This window comes from Lentzea sp. HUAS TT2 (assembly GCF_051853195.1).
Taxonomy (GTDB): Bacteria; Actinomycetota; Actinomycetes; order Mycobacteriales; family Pseudonocardiaceae; genus Lentzea.
The window spans coordinates 9,154,288-9,171,028 of record NZ_CP196667.1; the positions used below are offsets into that span (position 1 = coordinate 9,154,288).

At 67.9% G+C, this 16,741-nt stretch carries 21 protein-coding genes; 8 read left to right on the plus strand and 13 right to left on the minus strand.

Annotation, left to right across the window (positions count from 1 at the left end; all coding sequences use genetic code 11):
* Positions 1-22 precede the first annotated feature (22 nt).
* On the plus strand, positions 23-466 hold the full coding sequence (locus tag ACSHWB_RS43200) for a MarR family winged helix-turn-helix transcriptional regulator (RefSeq protein WP_439659120.1): 444 nt from the start codon (positions 23-25) through the stop codon (positions 464-466).
* Here ACSHWB_RS43200 and ACSHWB_RS43205 read toward each other — a convergent pair.
* Positions 459-1,049, minus strand: coding sequence for a maleylpyruvate isomerase family mycothiol-dependent enzyme (locus tag ACSHWB_RS43205; RefSeq protein WP_439659121.1), 591 nt, complete (start codon positions 1,047-1,049; stop codon positions 459-461). The genes ACSHWB_RS43200 and ACSHWB_RS43205 overlap by 8 nt on opposite strands.
* Positions 1,050-1,105: 56 nt before the next feature.
* Here ACSHWB_RS43205 and ACSHWB_RS43210 point away from each other — a divergent pair, with 56 nt between their 5' ends.
* Both ACSHWB_RS43210 and ACSHWB_RS43215 read left to right on the plus strand, forming a co-directional pair.
* On the plus strand, positions 1,106-2,023 hold the full coding sequence (locus tag ACSHWB_RS43210) for an RNA polymerase subunit sigma-70 (RefSeq protein WP_439659122.1): 918 nt from the start codon (positions 1,106-1,108) through the stop codon (positions 2,021-2,023).
* A gap of 445 nt (positions 2,024-2,468) precedes the next feature.
* Positions 2,469-3,035, plus strand: coding sequence for a GNAT family N-acetyltransferase (locus ACSHWB_RS43215; protein WP_439659123.1), 567 nt, complete (start codon positions 2,469-2,471; stop codon positions 3,033-3,035).
* Positions 3,036-3,115: 80 nt separating this feature from the next.
* Here the strand turns inward: ACSHWB_RS43215 and ACSHWB_RS43220 are convergent, their stop codons facing one another.
* From ACSHWB_RS43220 to ACSHWB_RS43235, 4 genes are all read right to left on the minus strand, one after another.
* Positions 3,116-3,661: a hypothetical protein gene (locus ACSHWB_RS43220; RefSeq protein ID WP_439659124.1), complete on the minus strand. Its 546-nt coding sequence runs from the start codon at positions 3,659-3,661 to the stop codon at positions 3,116-3,118.
* A 114-nt stretch (positions 3,662-3,775) separates the two neighbouring features.
* Complete coding sequence (locus ACSHWB_RS43225) at positions 3,776-5,110, minus strand: ferredoxin reductase family protein (protein ID WP_439659125.1); 1,335 nt, start codon at positions 5,108-5,110, stop codon at positions 3,776-3,778.
* A 55-nt stretch (positions 5,111-5,165) separates the two neighbouring features.
* On the minus strand, positions 5,166-5,813 hold the full coding sequence (locus ACSHWB_RS43230) for a response regulator (RefSeq protein WP_439659126.1): 648 nt from the start codon (positions 5,811-5,813) through the stop codon (positions 5,166-5,168).
* The gene (locus ACSHWB_RS43235; protein ID WP_439659127.1) at positions 5,810-7,072 is read right to left on the minus strand and encodes a sensor histidine kinase; all 1,263 of its coding nucleotides are present in this window, start codon (positions 7,070-7,072) and stop codon (positions 5,810-5,812) included. The genes ACSHWB_RS43230 and ACSHWB_RS43235 overlap by 4 nt, the downstream gene beginning before the upstream one ends.
* A gap of 227 nt (positions 7,073-7,299) precedes the next feature.
* Here ACSHWB_RS43235 and ACSHWB_RS43240 point away from each other — a divergent pair, with 227 nt between their 5' ends.
* Together ACSHWB_RS43240 and ACSHWB_RS43245 are read left to right on the plus strand one after the other, a co-directional pair.
* A complete protein-coding gene (locus tag ACSHWB_RS43240) occupies positions 7,300-8,460 on the plus strand; it encodes an ABC transporter substrate-binding protein (RefSeq protein WP_439659128.1) in 1,161 nt (386 codons plus the stop codon).
* Positions 8,461-8,474: 14 nt separating this feature from the next.
* Positions 8,475-8,894, plus strand: a complete 420-nt coding sequence (locus ACSHWB_RS43245) for an MBL fold metallo-hydrolase (protein WP_439659129.1) — start codon at positions 8,475-8,477, stop codon at positions 8,892-8,894.
* 307 nt (positions 8,895-9,201) lie between these two features.
* Here the strand turns inward: ACSHWB_RS43245 and ACSHWB_RS43250 are convergent, their stop codons facing one another.
* Genes ACSHWB_RS43250 through ACSHWB_RS43260 form a run of 3 tightly spaced genes read right to left on the minus strand, consistent with a single transcriptional unit; the run spans position 9,202 to position 12,405 of the window.
* Complete coding sequence (locus tag ACSHWB_RS43250; RefSeq protein WP_439659130.1) at positions 9,202-9,624, minus strand: VOC family protein; 423 nt, start codon at positions 9,622-9,624, stop codon at positions 9,202-9,204.
* A 10-nt stretch (positions 9,625-9,634) separates the two neighbouring features.
* Positions 9,635-10,069: a helix-turn-helix transcriptional regulator gene (locus ACSHWB_RS43255; RefSeq protein WP_439659131.1), complete on the minus strand. Its 435-nt coding sequence runs from the start codon at positions 10,067-10,069 to the stop codon at positions 9,635-9,637.
* A 44-nt stretch (positions 10,070-10,113) separates the two neighbouring features.
* Positions 10,114-12,405 carry a glycosyl hydrolase family 18 protein gene (locus tag ACSHWB_RS43260; RefSeq protein WP_439659132.1) on the minus strand — a complete coding sequence of 764 codons (2,292 nt, stop codon included), beginning with the start codon at positions 12,403-12,405 and terminating at the stop codon, positions 10,114-10,116.
* 181 nt (positions 12,406-12,586) lie between these two features.
* Between ACSHWB_RS43260 and ACSHWB_RS43265 the strand changes: the two genes are divergently transcribed.
* On the plus strand, positions 12,587-13,033 hold the full coding sequence (locus tag ACSHWB_RS43265; RefSeq protein ID WP_439659133.1) for a hypothetical protein: 447 nt from the start codon (positions 12,587-12,589) through the stop codon (positions 13,031-13,033).
* A gap of 148 nt (positions 13,034-13,181) precedes the next feature.
* Here the strand turns inward: ACSHWB_RS43265 and ACSHWB_RS43270 are convergent, their stop codons facing one another.
* Positions 13,182-13,634 carry a DUF4396 domain-containing protein gene (locus ACSHWB_RS43270; protein ID WP_439659134.1) on the minus strand — a complete coding sequence of 151 codons (453 nt, stop codon included), beginning with the start codon at positions 13,632-13,634 and terminating at the stop codon, positions 13,182-13,184.
* Positions 13,635-13,715: 81 nt separating this feature from the next.
* Here ACSHWB_RS43270 and ACSHWB_RS43275 point away from each other — a divergent pair, with 81 nt between their 5' ends.
* Entirely contained in the window at positions 13,716-14,042 is a 327-nt protein-coding gene (locus tag ACSHWB_RS43275) for a hypothetical protein (protein ID WP_439659135.1), read from the plus strand.
* 49 nt (positions 14,043-14,091) lie between these two features.
* Positions 14,092-14,595, plus strand: a complete 504-nt coding sequence (locus ACSHWB_RS43280) for a DUF305 domain-containing protein (RefSeq protein WP_439659136.1) — start codon at positions 14,092-14,094, stop codon at positions 14,593-14,595.
* Here ACSHWB_RS43280 and ACSHWB_RS43285 read toward each other — a convergent pair.
* From ACSHWB_RS43285 to ACSHWB_RS43300, 4 genes are read right to left on the minus strand one after another with little or no spacing between them, the layout of a single operon-like run.
* Positions 14,592-15,587: a YdcF family protein gene (locus tag ACSHWB_RS43285; RefSeq protein ID WP_439659137.1), complete on the minus strand. Its 996-nt coding sequence runs from the start codon at positions 15,585-15,587 to the stop codon at positions 14,592-14,594. The two genes, ACSHWB_RS43280 and ACSHWB_RS43285, sit on opposite strands and share 4 nt — an antisense overlap.
* A 22-nt stretch (positions 15,588-15,609) precedes the next feature.
* Complete coding sequence (locus ACSHWB_RS43290; protein WP_439659138.1) at positions 15,610-15,795, minus strand: hypothetical protein; 186 nt, start codon at positions 15,793-15,795, stop codon at positions 15,610-15,612.
* Positions 15,796-15,811: 16 nt separating this feature from the next.
* On the minus strand, positions 15,812-15,964 hold the full coding sequence (locus tag ACSHWB_RS43295) for a hypothetical protein (RefSeq protein WP_439659139.1): 153 nt from the start codon (positions 15,962-15,964) through the stop codon (positions 15,812-15,814).
* 34 nt (positions 15,965-15,998) lie between these two features.
* Positions 15,999-16,724, minus strand: a complete 726-nt coding sequence (locus tag ACSHWB_RS43300; RefSeq protein WP_439659140.1) for an aminoglycoside phosphotransferase family protein — start codon at positions 16,722-16,724, stop codon at positions 15,999-16,001.
* Positions 16,725-16,741: the final 17 nt, after the last annotated feature.

Sequence of the window (16,741 nt, forward strand, 5' to 3'; positions counted from 1 at the left end):
GCCGAAACAGTAAGCTGTGACCGTGAGCGACGCAAGTGACTACGACCTGAGCATGCTGCTGCGCGCTTTGGTGATGGAGTCGAACAGGTTCTTGGAGATCTTCAGCGCCGCGCACGCCCTGCACCCGACAGACATGACAGCGCTGAACCTCATCATGACGACTCCCATGACACCCGGCACGCTGGCGAAGGCACTCAACCTCAGCGCGTCGGCCACGACCTCCGTGCTGGACCGCCTGGAGAAGGCCGGCCACGTGACACGTGAGCGCGACCCGGAGGACCGCCGCCGCGTCGAGCTGCGGGTGCTCGACAGGGCGACGGCGCTCGCGGCCACGTTCTTCCAGCCCCTGGCCCGCGAGTACGCCTCGGCGTGGGCCGGGATGAGCACCGCCGAGCGTCAGGTGGTGCTCCGGTTCCTGGTCGCCACGACCGAGGCGACGGCCCGCGTGCGCGGCGCGGTCAGCTGAGCCTGTTCGGGATGTTGCGTCCGCAGACCAGCAGCAACAGGTCCTGGGCTTGAGCTTTGACAGGTTCGCCCTCGCCGAACGTCCAGTCCATGTCGGTGGCCTCCAGGCGTTTGCCGTCGAGGTCCGCGCCGAAGTACTTGACGTTGCTGGGCTTCATGCTCCCGAGCACCAGCTTCAGCCGGTCGTGCGGGACTTTCCGGTCGATCCCCAGCGCGGTCGTGATGTCGAGGCCGTGGATGATGTCGTGCGAGAGCGCCCCCACCGGCCCGCCGCCGGGTGGCGTCCAAGGGTGGTCGATGTTGTTCTTCAGCGCTTTTAGCAGGTCTTCGGTAGTGGAGTTCTCTGCGTCTTTGCGGGCCATGCGGTCGGAGGCGACGTTGAACCGGCCTCCTGCCTTCAGCATCTCCAGGATCACCCGCCGGCCCGACGAGCGGAACGGCAGCGTCGTGTGGGCGACGACGTGCTTCACCGTCCAGCCCTCGCACAGGCTCGGGGCCCGCCACTGCTCCTCGGTGAGGTTGCTCAGGAGTTCTGCCTGGTCACGTCGTTCCGCCTTGATCGTGGCGCGGATGTCTTCGGTCATGCTCGTACGTACGTGCCAGCCGACGGAAACTCATCGGTCCGCGTAGGGTTCTTCGCGTGATCGAGGCGCTGGAGCCGTTCCGGATCGAGCTGACCGGCTACTGCTACCGCATGCTCGGCTCCGGCTTCGAGGCCGAGGACGCCGCGCAAGAAACACTCGTGCGCGCATGGAAGGCGTACGACAGCTACGACCCTGTGCGTGCTTCTCTGCGCACCTGGCTTTACCGCATCGCCACGAACATCTGCATCGACATGCAGCGCAGTACCCAGCGCCGAGCCTTGGCCGTCGACCTGGGACCGTCCGGTGGGGACTTCGGCTCCGCCTTGTCGGAGAACGTCTTTGTGCAGCCGGTGCCCGATGCTCTGGTGTTGCCGGAGGATCAGGCGATTCGGCGCGAGACCGTTCGGCTGGCGTTTGTGGCTGCGCTACAGCATTTGCCCGCTCGGCAGCGTGCTGTGCTGATCTTGCGGGATGTGCTGGCTTGGCGGGCTGCTGAGGTTGCCTTGTTGTTGGACATCTCGGTGGCTTCGGCCAACAGTGCGTTGCAGCGGGCTCGGGCCACATTGCGGGTTGTGGATGTCGGGGAGCCGTTCTTGCCCTCGGATCCTGTGCAGCGGTCGTTGTTGAGTCGGTATTGCGAGGCTTTTTCTCGGCATGATGTGAAGACGTTGGTGGCGTTGTTGCATGAGGACGCGACTATGTCCATGCCGCCGTACAGCTGGTGGTTGCGGGGGCGTGCGGCTATCTCGGTGGCTTTGAGTTCTCCTGGGGCTGCCTGTGCTGGGGCTTGGTTGGTGCCGGTTCGGGCCAATGGGTCGCCTGCCTACTGGCAGATGCGGCCTGGGATGGAGCGGCCGTTCGGGCTAGTGTTCCTTGATGTTCGGGGTGGGCTGGTTACCGGGTGTACGACGTTTTTGAACGTGGAGGAGTTGCTGCCCTTGTTCGGAGCGCCTGTGGGGTCTGGCTCGGACTAGTTGGTCTTCGGGGAGGCCCTTGTGTGGCTCTTGGGGTTCAAGATCTCAAGTTGTCCACAGGGCTGCGGGTCTTTGACCTGCGACTTCTCTGCTCGCGGTAGGCTGTGGATAGACGGGGAACCGGAATCGCGATCTGTTCGTTCCGCATAGGAGGAAGCGCGGGGGGCGAGGGGTCGGGCCGGGCTTCACCGCCGGATGGGGCCTCGTCGTGGGATCGAGTCTCGTCGTTCTGTTGGGGTTGGGTCTGAGGCCAGGTCTGGGGTTCGGATCCGCGGTTCCGGCCTGGGGTCCGCGGTTCCCGCCTGGGGGTCGGGGTTCCGGCCTGGGGTTCAGGACTGGGGTCGGGTTCGGGCCTGGGGTTCATGTCTGGCGAGTCGGCCGTCGAATTCGGCCACCTCGGGGCGGTGACCGTCGCGACCGGTCCGAGCGTTCTAGGCTGGCGGGCGTGATCCGGATCGTGCCGTCGGACCAGGTGCCGTGGGAGGACGTCGAGGCGATCTTCGACGGCTCCGAGCCTGGCAAGTGCCACTGCCAGCGCTACAAGGTGAAGGGCTGGGCGTGGCGCGACTCGACGCTCGACGAACGCATCGCCGCGCACGAGTCGCAGTCCGCGCGGGGTAGCGGCCTGATGGCCTACGTGGACGACCAGCCCGCCGGGTGGGTGGCGGTCGAGCCGCGGTGCAACTACGCGAAGTTGCTCACCATGCCCATTCCGTGGAAGGGCCGCGCCGAGGACAAGGACGACGACGGCGTGTGGGCCGTGACGTGTTTCGTGGTGCGCAAAGGATTCCGGAAGCAGGGCCTGACGTACGAGCTGGCGGCGGCGACCGTGGAGCACGCGCGCGAGCACGGGGCCCGCGCTGTGGAGGCGTATCCGATGTTCGCCGCGCCTGGGCAGAACGTCACGTGGGGCGAGATGCACGTCGGTGCGCGGCAGGTCTTCGAGGAGGCCGGGTTCGTGCAGGTGACGCACCCGACGAAGCGGCGGTTCGTGATGAGGGTGGACTTCTGACGCGGGTCGGCCAGATCGGCGGGGTGAGCTGCTGACGCGGTTCGACGAGATCGTCATCGGCACCGACCGGGGCGATGCAGCTAGACCGCCCCGACGAGGTCGCGGCGCTGGCGCTCGACTGGTTCCGCTGGCTTGCGGATCCTGCCCCACGGCTTGAAGACGGACAGGACGTAGGCGAACAGCAGCAGCGTCGGCGCGACCACTACCGGGTGCAGGATGCCGGACGGGATCACCGCGGCCGGGTCGCCCGCGAGCATCTGCTTGCCGATCCGTGCGGCCTCCGCTACGCCTGGGCGCAGAGCGAACGCGATCAGCAGGGACATGCCGACGTTCAGGAACAGCTTGATCGCGACCCACCAGTACCGCACCAGGCCGTACTTGCTGCCGAGGCCGAGCACCACGCCGGAGATCATGCAGACGACGCTGGCGCCGAACATCGGCCAGATCGCGAAGAGGTCGACGGCCTGGATCGCCACGCCCGCGGTGCCGGTGTCCTCAGTGGACAGTGCGATCACCACGAGGATCCCCAGTGCGAGGTCGATGCCGAGCCACGCCGCCGCCGACAGGACGTGCACGAGCAGCACGGCCTTGCGAGCACGGCCGCTGAGCTTGCGGGTGGTAGCCATTGCTCTTCCTCTCTCGTGGTGTCGAGATCCATGCTCGTCACCACGAGGGGCCGCATCATCCGCTCACGTTCTGATCTCGCGTACGTCAGATTGCGTACGCCGAACGAAAGAACATCAGGCCAGGCCGAACTTCTCCGCGTGGACCTGGGAGTTCGGCACGTTCAGGCGGCGTAGTCCGTCCAGCACGGCCGCCGTCATCGCGGGCGGGCCGCAGACGTACACGTCGCGAGCCACGACGTCGGGCACCAGCTGCTGCAGGGCACCCGGTTCGAACGGCCGTGCTCCCTGGCCGGTCCTGCCGGTGAGCAGGTGCAGCCGGCCGCGACGGGCGGCGACCAGTTGGCGCAACTCGTTCAGCAGCACGGCTTCTCGCTCGTCGCGCACCCGGTAGAGCACGACGAAGTCGCCGGGGACGTGCTCCTGCAGCAGGGCTCGGATGGGCGTGACGCCCACGCCGCCCGCGATCAGCAGCACGCCCGGCCGGGTTCGGTGCAGTGAGGTGAACGCCCCGTACGGGCCTTCGACGAACACGCGCGTCCCGACCCGCAGGGTGCGCAGGCCCGCGCTGCCCTTGCCGACGGCCTTGGCGGTCAGCCGCAGCGTGCGGCCGTCGGGTTCGGCCGACAGCGAGAACGGGTTCGCGAGCCACCAGTGGCGGTGTCCGGGGAACCGCCAGATGCAGAACTGGCCGGACCTGGCCCGCAGCCTGTCGAGACCCTGCCCTGTCACGTACACCGACACCGCGTCGGGCGACTCGGGCACGACGGCCGCGACCCGGAACTGGTGGCGGGCGTTGAGGATCAGCGGTGTGACGATCCGTCCGGCGACCAGCGAGCCGAAGGCGAACAGCCACAGCGCCCACCAGTAGACCATCGCGAACACCGACGACTTGAACGTCGTGGTCTCCAGCAGCTGGTGCACGAACGCGAGTCCCAGCGCCAAGTACAGCAACAGGTGCAGGCCGTGCCAGGTCTCGTACTGCAGGCGCCGCCGGATCGCCCGCGTCGAGACGACCCCGATCACCACGATGGTGGTCGCCGCGAGCATGCCGAGCAGCGAGGCGGGAACACCCGCCAGCGCGACGAACGTCTTCCCCATCGAGACGCCGTCCAGGGTCGCGTACCCGAGGACGACGATCGTGGCGTGCGTGAGCACCGTCCACAACAGCGTGAAGCCGGTCCACCGGTGCCACACCGTCAAACGGTCCATGCCGATGCGCCGGTCGAGCCACGGCAGCCGGGCCACCAGCAGCAACTGGAACATCAGGATCAACGCGGCGTGCAAGCCGAAGAACTTGCCGACGGTGAGGACCTCGTTCTTGCCCTTGCCCGCGGTCAGGAACAGGAACTCGACGATCGCCACGTTGACGACGACGAACGCCCACAGCGCCAGCCGCGCCTGGAGGACCGGGGCAAGACCACTGCGGCGGATGCGCGCGTTCGTCGTCACTGAGCCCACCTCTCACGGCGATGTGAAGCCGGGACAGTATGAGTTCCCGACTGCTTCAGCCGCCAGGCGTGACGATCCCTCTCTCGTAGGCGAACACCACGGCGTGTGTGCGGTCGCGCAGACCGAGCTTGGTCAGCACGCGCGACACGTGCGTCTTCACCGTCGTCTCCCCCAGGAACAACGTCGCGGCGATCTCCGCGTTCGACGCGCCCTTGGCCAGTTCCACCAGCACCTCGAACTCGCGGTCGGTGAGCTCGGGCGGCCGGGTGCGCTCCCGGGACGCCGTGCTGAAGCGGGCGATCACCCGTCGCGTCACCTCGGGCGAGAGCAGCGCGTCCCCTCGTGCGACGACCCGCACGGACTCGACGAGGTCCTCCGGCGAGGCGTTCTTCAGCAGGAACCCGCTCGCGCCCGCCTGCAGTGCCTCGAAGAGGTAGTCCTCGCGGTCGAACGTGGTCAGGATGACGACGCGGGTGCCGTGACCTGCGGACAGGATGTGGCGGGTGGCTTCGAGGCCGTCCATGCGGGGCATCTGGACGTCCATCAGCACGACGTCGGGGCGCAGCGCGGCGACCAGTTCGACGGCCTGGGCGCCGTCGCCTGCCTCACCGACCACCTCGATGCCGGGTTCGGTGCCGAGGATGACCCGGAACCCGGCGCGAACCAGGTCCTGGTCGTCGGCCAGCACGACTCGCAAGCTCACGCCTTCTCCTCCAACACCGTCGGCAGTGACGCACGGACCAGATAGCCCGTGTCACGCCGTGGCCCTACTTCCAGCGAACCGCCGTGCACGGCAAGACGTTCACGCATGCCGACAAGTCCGAAACCTGGGCTCGTGGACACCGGGCGACCACGGCCGTCGTCGGCGATCTCCAGCTCCAGAGCGCTGTCCAGATAACGCATCCGCACGTCGACATGGTGAGCGTCGGCGTGTTTCACCACGTTCGTCAGTGCTTCCTGCACGACCCGATACGCCGACAACGCGACACCGGACGGCACCTCGCGCACGTCGCCGTACACGCCGTGCGAGACCTTAAGGCCAGCCGCCCGTGCGCTGTCCAACAGCTCCGGCAGATCGTCCAGGCCGGGTGCCGCTTTCAAGTCGTTGTCCGCGTCCGCGCGCAACACGCCCAACAGGCCGCGCAGCTCGCTGATCGCGGTGCGAGCCGTCTGCTCGACGGTCTGCAGCGCGTCGCGGGCCAGGGCGGGATCGGAGTCGAGGACGCGGCGCGCGGCACCGGCCTGGATACCCATGACGGACACGTGGTGCGCCACGACGTCGTGCAGGTCGCGGGCGATGCGCATGCGTTCGGCGGTGATGGCGCCACGGGTGTTCTGTTCCTGCGAGCGGCGCAGCTCCTCGGCCTGGAACTCCAGCTGGGCCCGGCGCCGGGCACCCGACCAGGCCATCTCCCCCACCACGTAGGCGAGCATGAAGAAGAAGATGTTGAACTCCAGTCCGTAGAGGACGGAGGCGAGCACCGGGTCCATCGGCCCGGCGGCGTCCTTGAAGTCCCCCTTGGGACCGAGCAGCGACCGCACGAGGTTGAACCCGAGCCACAGGAACATCGCGGCGATCACGCCGATGCGGGACCAGCGCGCCACGCGGCGGTTCCGCTCCCACGCGCCGACCGTGTAGATCGCGAGGAACAGGATCGCGGAGGGCACCAGGGTGTCGCCGGCGCGGTTGATCTGCGCGGCGATGAACAGGGCCGACACCACGAGCACGACGGCCAGCGGGTAGCGGCGGCGCACGACCAGCGGCACGGACAACGCGAGCACCCAGGCGAGCTGCGCGAGCAGACCGGGCGGGTCGCGGAAGACGTACGCGCCCATGCTGTTGATCAGCGTCGTGACCTCGACGGCGCACAGCAGGACGATCACGGCGAGGCCGATGTCGCGCCGCCGTTGCGCGGGCGTCGGACCGGGCCGCCGCCACTCGTTCCACCTGGGCTCTTCCACCCGATCAAGGTACCCGGCAGCCCTTTTGCATCGGTAATCGAAGCTGTTCACCCCACGGGGGTGTTCCGGGCCACAAAATTAGGCGGACCCCGCCCTCTTGTTCAATACTGCGACCCCGCCGCTGATTCATTTCTCCTGCGACAAGGCCTGGAATGTCCATTCGTCATCTATTCTTGTCCACTGCCCTCCTGCTGGCGGCGCTCACCGGCTGCGCAGGGAATGACCAGATGAATCAGCCGGTCAGGACGGGCTCCGGTGTCACCGGCGAGGCGATCTCACTCGGCGTGCTGACCGACATGACTGGTCCTTTCAAAGGGACTTCGGTTCTCCGGATTCGCGGATATGAACTTTATCTGGACCAGGTCAACAAACGTGGCGGCGTGTGCGGACGGCGGATCGAGCTGAAGCAGAAGGACCACGCTTACGACGTTCAGAAGGCACTCGACGGCTATTTCGAGCTCGAACCACAGGTGCTGGGTTTCATCGACGTCACCGGCGGCCCGATGACCGCGGCCGTCGAACCCGACCTGATGCAGACGCGGGCGCTCACCGTGCCCGGCTCGTGGGCGGCCTCGTTGCTGGGCAACCCGCACATGATGATCGTCGGCACCACCTACGACCTCGACATCATCAACGGCCTCGACCACTACAAGCGCAAGGGGTCGCTGAACACCGGCGACACGATCGGCCACCTGCACCTGCGCGGCAGCTTCGGCGACAACGCGCTGGAGGGCAGCCGTTTCGTGGCGGAGAACTGGGACATGAAGGTCGCGGAGCAGGCAGTCACCGAGACGACGGCGAACCTCGCCACCCAGATCGCCGCCCTGAAGGCCGCCGACGCCAAGGTGCTGGTGCTCAGCCTGACCCCGCCGCAGACCGCCGCGGCCGTGGGCATCGCGGCCCAGCTCGGCTGGACGGTGCCGATCCTGTCGAGCGCCGTCAGCTACGACCCGGCGATCATGCAGTCGCCGGTGGCGGGCGTGTTCGCCAAGCAGGTGCTGCTCACGGCGCCGGTCGCCCCGTGGAGCGCCGACGCCCAGGGCGTCCGTGAGCTGCGAGACGGCTACCTGCAGAGATGGCCGAACGAGCCGGGCTCGCTGAACACCGTGCACGGGTACACGGTCGCGCTGGCGTACGTCGCGGTGCTCGAGAAGGCGTGCGAGCGGAAGGACCTCACGCGCGACGGGATGCTGCGGGCGTTCCACGAGACCAACGCGATCGACACGCTGGGGCTCACCGGCCAGCTGCGGTTCTCGTTGGTGGGGCGGCCTTCCGCCACGCAGTCGTACATGAGCAGACCGGACGCGGCCGTGCCCGGCACGTTGAAGGTCGAGCAGGGCCTGTTCGAGTCGGACCTGGTGAAGCTCAAGGGAACGCGGGCCCGTTGATCTGCGGTTGACCGATGGACCTCAGCCTGACCGTGCTCGGGTGCGCGACGCCGTACCCGAGCACGGACAACCCGTGTTCGGGCTATCTGGTGTCGCACGGCGACACTCGCGTGTGGATGGACGCCGGCACCGGCACGCGCGGCCCGTTGCAGCGCCACACGCGGCTGGAGGACCTGGACGCGATCTGGATCTCACACCTGCACGCCGACCACAGCGCGGACCTGCTCACCGCCTACTACGCCCTGCTGTTCGCGGACGTCGAACGCAACCCGGTCCCGCTCTACGGCCCGCCCGGCATCGCCGGACGCCTGACCGGGTTCCTCACCAACGGACCGGTGCGCAGCCCGGTCGAGGACGCGTTCGCTGTCACCGAACTGCACGACGGCCGCGAGACAACTGTCAGCTCAACGCCGCGGTCGACTCGCGGCGGCTGAGCGCGGCACCTCGACGTTCGGCGTGAGGCGATGGCATGTCGCTGACGTACTCCGCGGACACCACGCCTGGCGCCACATGTGCAGTGGATCGGGGCGATGCCCACCGCTCCCCGCGCGACTCCTCATGACGCAACGCGTGGACCCCGGATTTGGTTCCCGCTCTGTCCACAGGCTAGCCGAAACCCGATAAGCCCAGGTCAAGGTTCCGTCAGCCTGTGGACAACTCGCGATCAAGCTCGGCCGGCGGTCACCCGTGCTTCGGCCCGGTACGCGGGGCAGGTCGACTACGCCACGCCGGGCACCACGTTCAGAGTTGGTTGACGCGGACCAGGTTGCCGGCCGGGTCGCGGAACGCACAGTCCCGCACGCCCCACGGCTGGTCCTCGGGCTCCTGCAGCACCTCACCCGCACCGGACGACTCGACCCATGCGCGCGCACGGTCGAAAGTGGCCTGCAGGTCCTTGGAGCCGAGGGAGATCGCCGTGTAGACGCCCTTCGCCATCAGCACGGCGATGGTGCGGCGTTCCTCGTCGCTCACACCGGGGTCCGCGGCGGGCGGGTGCAGGACGATGCCGGTCTGCGGCTGGTCTGGCGGGCCCACGGTGATCCAGCGCATGGTGCCCTGGCCCACGTCCTGGCGGACCTCGAAGCCCAGTGCGTCGCGGAAGAAGCCCAGTGACTTCTCGGGGTCGTCTGCCGGCAGGAACGCCGCGGCGATGATGACTGACATGCCGGTCAACCTAATCGGACGGACCTGTCGCCGCTTCTCGATTCCTGATCGGCCTCATCACGGCCTTGGCCAGGCAGTTCGGGATGCCCTGGCCGTCCTCCCCCGCGACCTTCTTGTACTGGCTCGGCGACATGCCGACCAGTTCGGAGAAGCGTGTGCTGAACGTGCCGAGCGAGGTGCAGCCGACCTCGAAGCAGACGTCGGTGACGGACATGTCGCCGCGGCGCAGCAACGTCATCGCGCGTTCGATGCGGCGGGTCATCAGGTAGCTGTAGGGCGACTCGCCGAAGGCCGCGCGGAAGGCTCGCGAGAGGTGGCCCGCGGACAGGTGCACGCCGCGGGCCAGCGCCGCCACGTCGAGCGGCTGCCGGTACTCGCGGTCGATGCGGTCGCGGACCTTGCGGAGCAGGATCAGCTCCTGCAGGCGCGGGTCTTGGGCGGTCACGAAGAACAGCCTAAGGCCCGCGCCTGACAGTTTCCTGACTTTAGTTAGCAGGCGCCCTGGTCACGCCAGACGCCCCACTCGCCGGTGGTGCCGGGCTCCTCGCCCGTCGTCCACCACTGGGCACGCCACTTTCGGCCCTTGTGCGACACCTCGTTGCCACCTGTGTAGACCTTGCCGCGGTCCCACGCGGGCAGCGAACAGGCCGGGTTCGTCGTGGTGGTCGTGGTGGTGGTCGTAGTAGTAGTGGTGGTCGTGGACGTAGTAGTGGACGTGGTGGTGGAGGTCGGCGGGTTGCCGCCACCGATGCGCGGGTAGTCGGCGCTGATCGCGTACGACTGGCCGCCGAACGTGAACACGAAGTTCGACGGCGTGGAGATCGGCAGCTGGTAGCTGACGGTCACCTCGATCGACGCGCCCGGTGCGAGCGACTGCCACGACGGCAGCGTGAGCTCCGCCTTCTGGAAGTCACCGCGGATGCCACCGACGTTGGGCCCGCTGTGTCCCTTCGACACGATCTTCAGGCCGAAGCCGGACTGGTCGGCCATGCTGCCCGGCGCGCTGGTGCCGTAGTCGAACGCGATCTTCGTGCCACCGGGGATGGTGACGGTCGAGCGGTTCGTGAACTTGATCTTCGGCGTGATCGGGTAGTTGTTGTCGCCCAACGCGAAGCCGTAGACGTCCACGTCGACCGCGAGCGACTGCGTCTGCTGCGTCGTGGCCTTCAGGTTGCCGTAGGCGGGGGCGCCGTTGAGGCCGGTGTTGATGGTCGACAGCAGCGTGTCACCCATGAACCACTCGTTCTTGGCCGAGTTGAACCCGTAGTCGCCCGCGAGCTCCCAGATCATGATGCCGCCGAGGCCCTTGTCCTTGACGTACTTGGCCTTCTCCGCGATCGACTGCTCGGTCTCGGTGGAGAGGAACACCTTCTTGTCGTTGTTCCACAGCCACGGCGACTTCAGGGTCGAGTCGTAGTACGGCGTGTACGTGCCGGTGAGGCGGTCGGTCGGGTCGTTCACCGGGTCGAGACCGTACTGCGAGAGGTAGGACGGCGTGATCTTCGCTTCCAGGTTCTTGGTGTGCCACAACGGGTTCGCGCCCGACGGCACCTCGGCGCTGCCGGCCGTGACGTCGTGCCACACGTTGTCGATGCCGACCGCGCCGTTGCCGCACGGCGTGGTGGAGCCGACCGACGAACCCGTGCCGGGCGGGCACTGCGACTGGTTCGGCAGCGGGGCCTTGCCCCACAACCCGTTCGTGCCACCGGTGACGCCCTGCCAGCCGCGCGAGTAGAACGGCACGCCGATGTTGATGCGTCCGGCCTGCATGGCGCCGCGGAAGTAGTGGTACGCCCAGTCGGTGTTCAGGTAACCCATGCCCTCGTACTGACCGGCGCCGTACACGCCCCCGGCCGCGAGCTCCGCGTCCTTGCCGTCGTCGTAGAGCGCGGCGTTCGGGCCGACGAACTGGTTCCACGAGCCGTGCAGGTCGTAGCTCATGACGTTGAGGTAGTCGAGGTACTTGGTGACCTGGTACGCCTCCTGGCCGCGCAGCAGCCAGCCGGACGCCGGGACAGCGGCGGTCAGCAGGTAGTGCTTGCCGTCGGCGGCGCCGGCGCGGTCGAGCTTCTCGCGCAGCGTCTTCATGATCTTCTCGTAGCCGGCCCACAGCGTGCCGCGGTTGGCGTTGGAGATCCAGAAGTCGTCCGGGTTGCCGGCGTGGTTGTTCGACGTCGCGTACTCGTAGTCGATGTCGGCGCCGTTGAAGCCGTACTTGCGCAGGAACTCGACGGTGCTGTCGGCGAACGTGTCGATCGCGGCCTGGTTCTGGCCGAGCTTGTAGAAGCCGCCCGACGCGTTGCGCGTGCCGTCGGCGTTGAAGAAGCCACCGGTCTCCGCCCAGCCGCCGACCGAGATCAGCGTCTTGACGTTCGGGTTCTGCTTCTTGAACTTGGTGAGCTGGTTGAAGTGCCCCTTGTAGGACAGCGACGGGTCCATCTCGGCGCCGGCGACGCCCGGCCACTCCATGCCGATGGACGAGTTGTTCGCGTCGTTCGCGCCGACCGAGATCTTGTTCTGGGCGTCGATGTGCGCGAACGCGTAGTTCAGGTGCGTGACCTTGTTCCAGGGGATGTCCTTGGCGAGGTACCCGGGCTGGCCGTTCTTGCCGGTGCGCCAGCTGGTGAAGTACCCGATGACACGTCTGGACTTGTCACCCATGGTCTCGCGGCCGGCGGTGTCGTAGACCGTGCAGTACGGCGACTCGACACCCGGCGTCTTGTACAGCCCGTCCGGCCGGCAGTCCTCGTGGGCTGCGGCTGCGGTGGGCGCGTTGGTCACGGCTATGACGGTCCCGGCTAGCAGAGCTAGCACCGGGACCACTCTGGCGAGCAGTCGCAAGGGAAAGGACCTCCTGGCTAGGGCGGCGGCCACTGCCCGGAACGGTAAAATGGTCCAGACCTTTGCGTCAATAGTCGATCACTGACAAAAGGTGTCAGTGAATCGGTTTAGCGTCTTTTCCATGAGTGAGAACGATTTCAACTTCCTGCACGGCCGCTGGCGGGTCGCCAACCGCAAGATCGCCGACATCATCGGCCGCGGCACCGAGTGGGTCGAGTTCGAGACGCGGGCGGAAGCCAGGCCCCTGCTGGGCGGTGCCGCGATCATCGACAGCGTCTTCGCCGAGGACTGGGAGGGCATGACGCTGCGCCAGTACGACCCGGCCGGCGACGTCTGGCGCATCTGGTGGGCCTCCACCCGCACCCCCGGACACCTCGACCCGCCGCTCGAAGGACGGTTCGAGGACGGGCACGGGGTGTTCTTCGGCGACGACGTGGTCGGCGGGCACGAGGTGAAGGTGCGGTTCGACTGGACGGTGGCCGCCGAGCCGGTCTGGCAGCAGCAGTTCTCCTACGACGGCGGCGAGACCTGGGAGACGAACTGGGTGATGCGGTTCAGCCGTGCCTGACCAGCGCGTTCAAGATTCCCACAGGATCGCACTCGGGTGCCGTCGGAGCACATCGACGCGACGAAGCCGCCCACGCTGGTCGCGCAGCCGGGCGGCAAGGACCAGTAGGCAGGAGGGGCCGGGGCGACTCGCCCCGGCCCCTCTCGTCTCAGTGGTGGTGCTGGTGGACGACGGCGTGGCCCTTGCCGCGCCCGATCATCCAGCGGTTCACCGGCACCGTCACCACGAACGCGACGGCCAGCGAGAACGCCAGCGCGGCCCAGAACACCCAGTTCGCGAGGCCTGCGTCCATCGCGCCGGGCACGAGCAGCATCACCGCGTTGTCGACGACCTCCATGACCGCGATCGACACGGTGTCCGCGGCCAGCGCCACCCCGAGGGCCGCCTTGAACGCGAGACCCGAGCGCAGCACCGGGCGGATCGTCAGCGAGTAGCCGAACACGAACGCGAGCGCCACGGACAGCACGACCGTGGCGAGGTTGTGCCAGCCCAGCGCGGTGCCGATGACCATGCCGAGCACCTCGCCGATCGCACAGCCGGTGAGGCAGTGCAGCGTCGCGGAGATCGCCTGCCTGGTCAGGCTGGTCGGAGCGTGGTCCATCTCGTCCTCCTTCAGCGTCGCGGCGAACAATACCCCTAGGGGGTATCTGCATTCAAGGCATACCCCCGTAGGGTGTGTCACATGACCAGGCGCCGGCTCACCCAGTGGGTGTTGCTGTGCGCGCTCGTCTTCTCGGTCGTCGGCATGCACCATGTCGCAGCGGCGCAGACTCCGCACGCCGAGCACACGATGTCCCACCAGCAGGAACAGCCGCACGAGCACGACCTGCTGCACCTGTGCCTCGCGGTCCTCGCCACCGCGGCCGTCGTGCTGCTGGGCTGGTTCCTGGTCAGGACGGGACTCCCCCGGCTCGCGGCGCCACCGGCCGAGACGCCGCTGAGCACCCCTCAACGTCCGCCACCGGGCGGAAGACAGCTCCTCACGACCCTCTGCGTGCTGCGGAACTGAGTTCGTCAGTCCACTCAGCACCGTCCACAAACGCAGAGAGAAGATTCCCTTGAAGAAGTCCCTCATCGGGGCTGTCGTCGGCATGCTCATCTTGAGCGCCTGCGGCGGTCCCGCGAACAACGCTGCCGACGTCGCGTTCGCGCAAGGCATGGTCCCGCACCACGAGCAGGCGCTGGACATGGCGAAGCTCGTGCCGTCGCGCAGCAGCGACGACAAGGTCCGCGCACTCGCGCAGCGCGTCGAGAAGGCGCAGGCCCCGGAGATCACCCAGCTCAACGGGTGGCTCGAGGAGTGGGGCGCCAAGCAGGACCACGGCGGCCACGACATGACCGGGATGATGAGCGACGGTGACATGGCCAGGCTCGACAAGGCCACCGGTGCCGAGTTCGACCGGCTCTGGCTCGAAATGATGATCAAGCACCACGAAGGCGCCGTCGAGATGGCGAAGACCGAGCTCGCCCAGGGTCAGGACGACAGGGCGAAGAAGCTCGCGCAGGCGGTCATCGACGGTCAGCAGCAGGAGATCACCGAGATGAAGGCGCTCCTGGGTTAGCCGATCTGGGTCAGCGCGAGCCCGCCGGCCATCAGCACGGCGCACGCCAGGCCGTGCACGACGGGGTTGCGCACCAGGAGCGCCACGAACTCCCGCAGGAACGCGCTCGGCACGAAGTACCAGGCCGTGGGCGCGCCGATGACCTGCAACCGCAGGCCCTGCTTGCGGGAGAGCACGGCGGTGCGGAACACGTGGTAGTTGTTCGTGACCGCGACGACCCGGCCGTGGAGACCCCGCTCGGCGAGCAAAGCCTTGCTGTAGCGGAGGTTCTCCTCGGTCGTGGTCGCCTGGTCCTCCATCACCACGTCCTCGTCGGGCACACCGCGTTCGAGGAGGTACTCGCGCATGGCGAACGCCTCGGAGACCTCCTCGTCCGCGCCCTGCCCGCCCGACACCACGAGCACGGGTGACCGGCCGGCCTCGCGGTCGCGGTGGTAGATCCGCATCGCGCGGTCGAGCCGGTTCGCGAGCAGCTTCGGCACGCGGGACCCGATCAGGCCGGCGCCGAGCACGACGATGCCGTCGAACCCGCTGCGGCGGCCCGTGCGGCCGTAGATCACCGAGTACAGCAGGAGACTCACGAACAGGAACGCGATGTAGGCCGACACCAGGAACAACCCGATGGCGATGCCGCGGATCCAGTCGTTGGGCTGGGTGATGCCCCAGAAGAAGTAGGCCATCTCGCCGAGAAGGGCGAGGCCCGCGAGCAACGACAGCAGGTTGCCCAGCGAGCGCCCCTCCCTGCGGACCATCACCAAGCCGTTGGCCAGCAATGCGAGCGGAAGCAGCAGCAGGCCCAGCACGGCCAGCATGAACGCGAGCAGCAGCGGCAGGCTCACCACCGGGTTGTCCCGCCCGGCCTCCGCGAGCAGCAACAACAGCATCAGCAGCGCGATGCCCAGCCACACGGCGTTGCTCAGCCTGCGGCGGTCACGCACCATCCCGATGACGAAGAAGGTGGCGGGGATGAGGAACAGCAGGCCGGCGAGCACCGGCCAAGGGTAGTACCGAAGATCACTCAGCGCTGTCGGCGGCGTCGGTGCTCTCCGGTTGCGCGGCGGGCTTGGGCCGCGGCCTCAGGCGAACCGCGCCCGCCGTGAGGTCGAGCGGACCGGTCTCCTCGTAGTCCTCACCCGTGCCGGCGTCCGTCGCCTCGCGACGGACCTTGGGGCCCGGGAACAACTCACCCAACTGTCCCATGCCCCCGACCCTACCCTCAGAACAACGCGATGAGCAGCACGATCACGGCGATCGCGATCACGATCGGAATCCACATCGAACCCTGCGGCCTGCGGTAGTGGCTGCGGACCGTGGTGGTGCGGAAGAAGCTGTACGGCGCGCTGCGACGGTGCTTGCGAACCCAGGGCATGTCGTCCTCCTCGATCGTGGCTGTCTGCCACCGGTTACCCGGTTCTCAACCGTTCGAGTACTCCAGCCAGCCCAACTTCGGCCAGCTTCCGGTCGCCGATGTCGTTGCCGTGCAGGACCTCGTGCCACGGCCCGAGCCGATGCCAGGTCAACGCGCGCTCGCGGAGTTCGGGCGTGACGCCGTAGGTCTCGGCGAAGGCACGGGCGAACTCGGGTGGCGTGGAGTGCAGCGCCCACGCCAGGTCGATGGCCGCGTCACCGATGTGCAGGTCGCCGAAGTCGATCACGCCGGTCAGAACTCCGTCGCGACCGAGCACGTGTTCGGTGCCGAGGTCCCCGTGCACGAGCGTGTCCGCGGGCAGGCCGTCGATCGCGGCGAGCAGTTCCTCGGCGCCGGGCACCCGCACCTCGGCCCGGAAGCGGTCTACGGGCAACGGCATCGGGCCGACCCCTCGGCGCCGCGCCGCCGCCACCGGTGCCGCGTGCAGAGCGAGCAGGAACTCCCCCAACTGGCGGCCCTGCACGGCGTTGGGCGAGGTGATCTCCTCGCCCGGCACGAGCTCGTGCCGCACCACGAGCGGTTCCTCGGACACGACCTCCGGCACCGGGACGGGCAACGGCAGCAGGGGCGCGAGCCACGGCATCACCACCGTCTCGCGCACGAGCTGCGGCCCGATCCCGGGACGGCGCGGCCGTCGTTCCACCCAGCGTCCATCGACCAGGAACGCGGTGCTGTCCCAGCCCTCACCGAGGTACGTCACGAGCCCATTGTCACCGG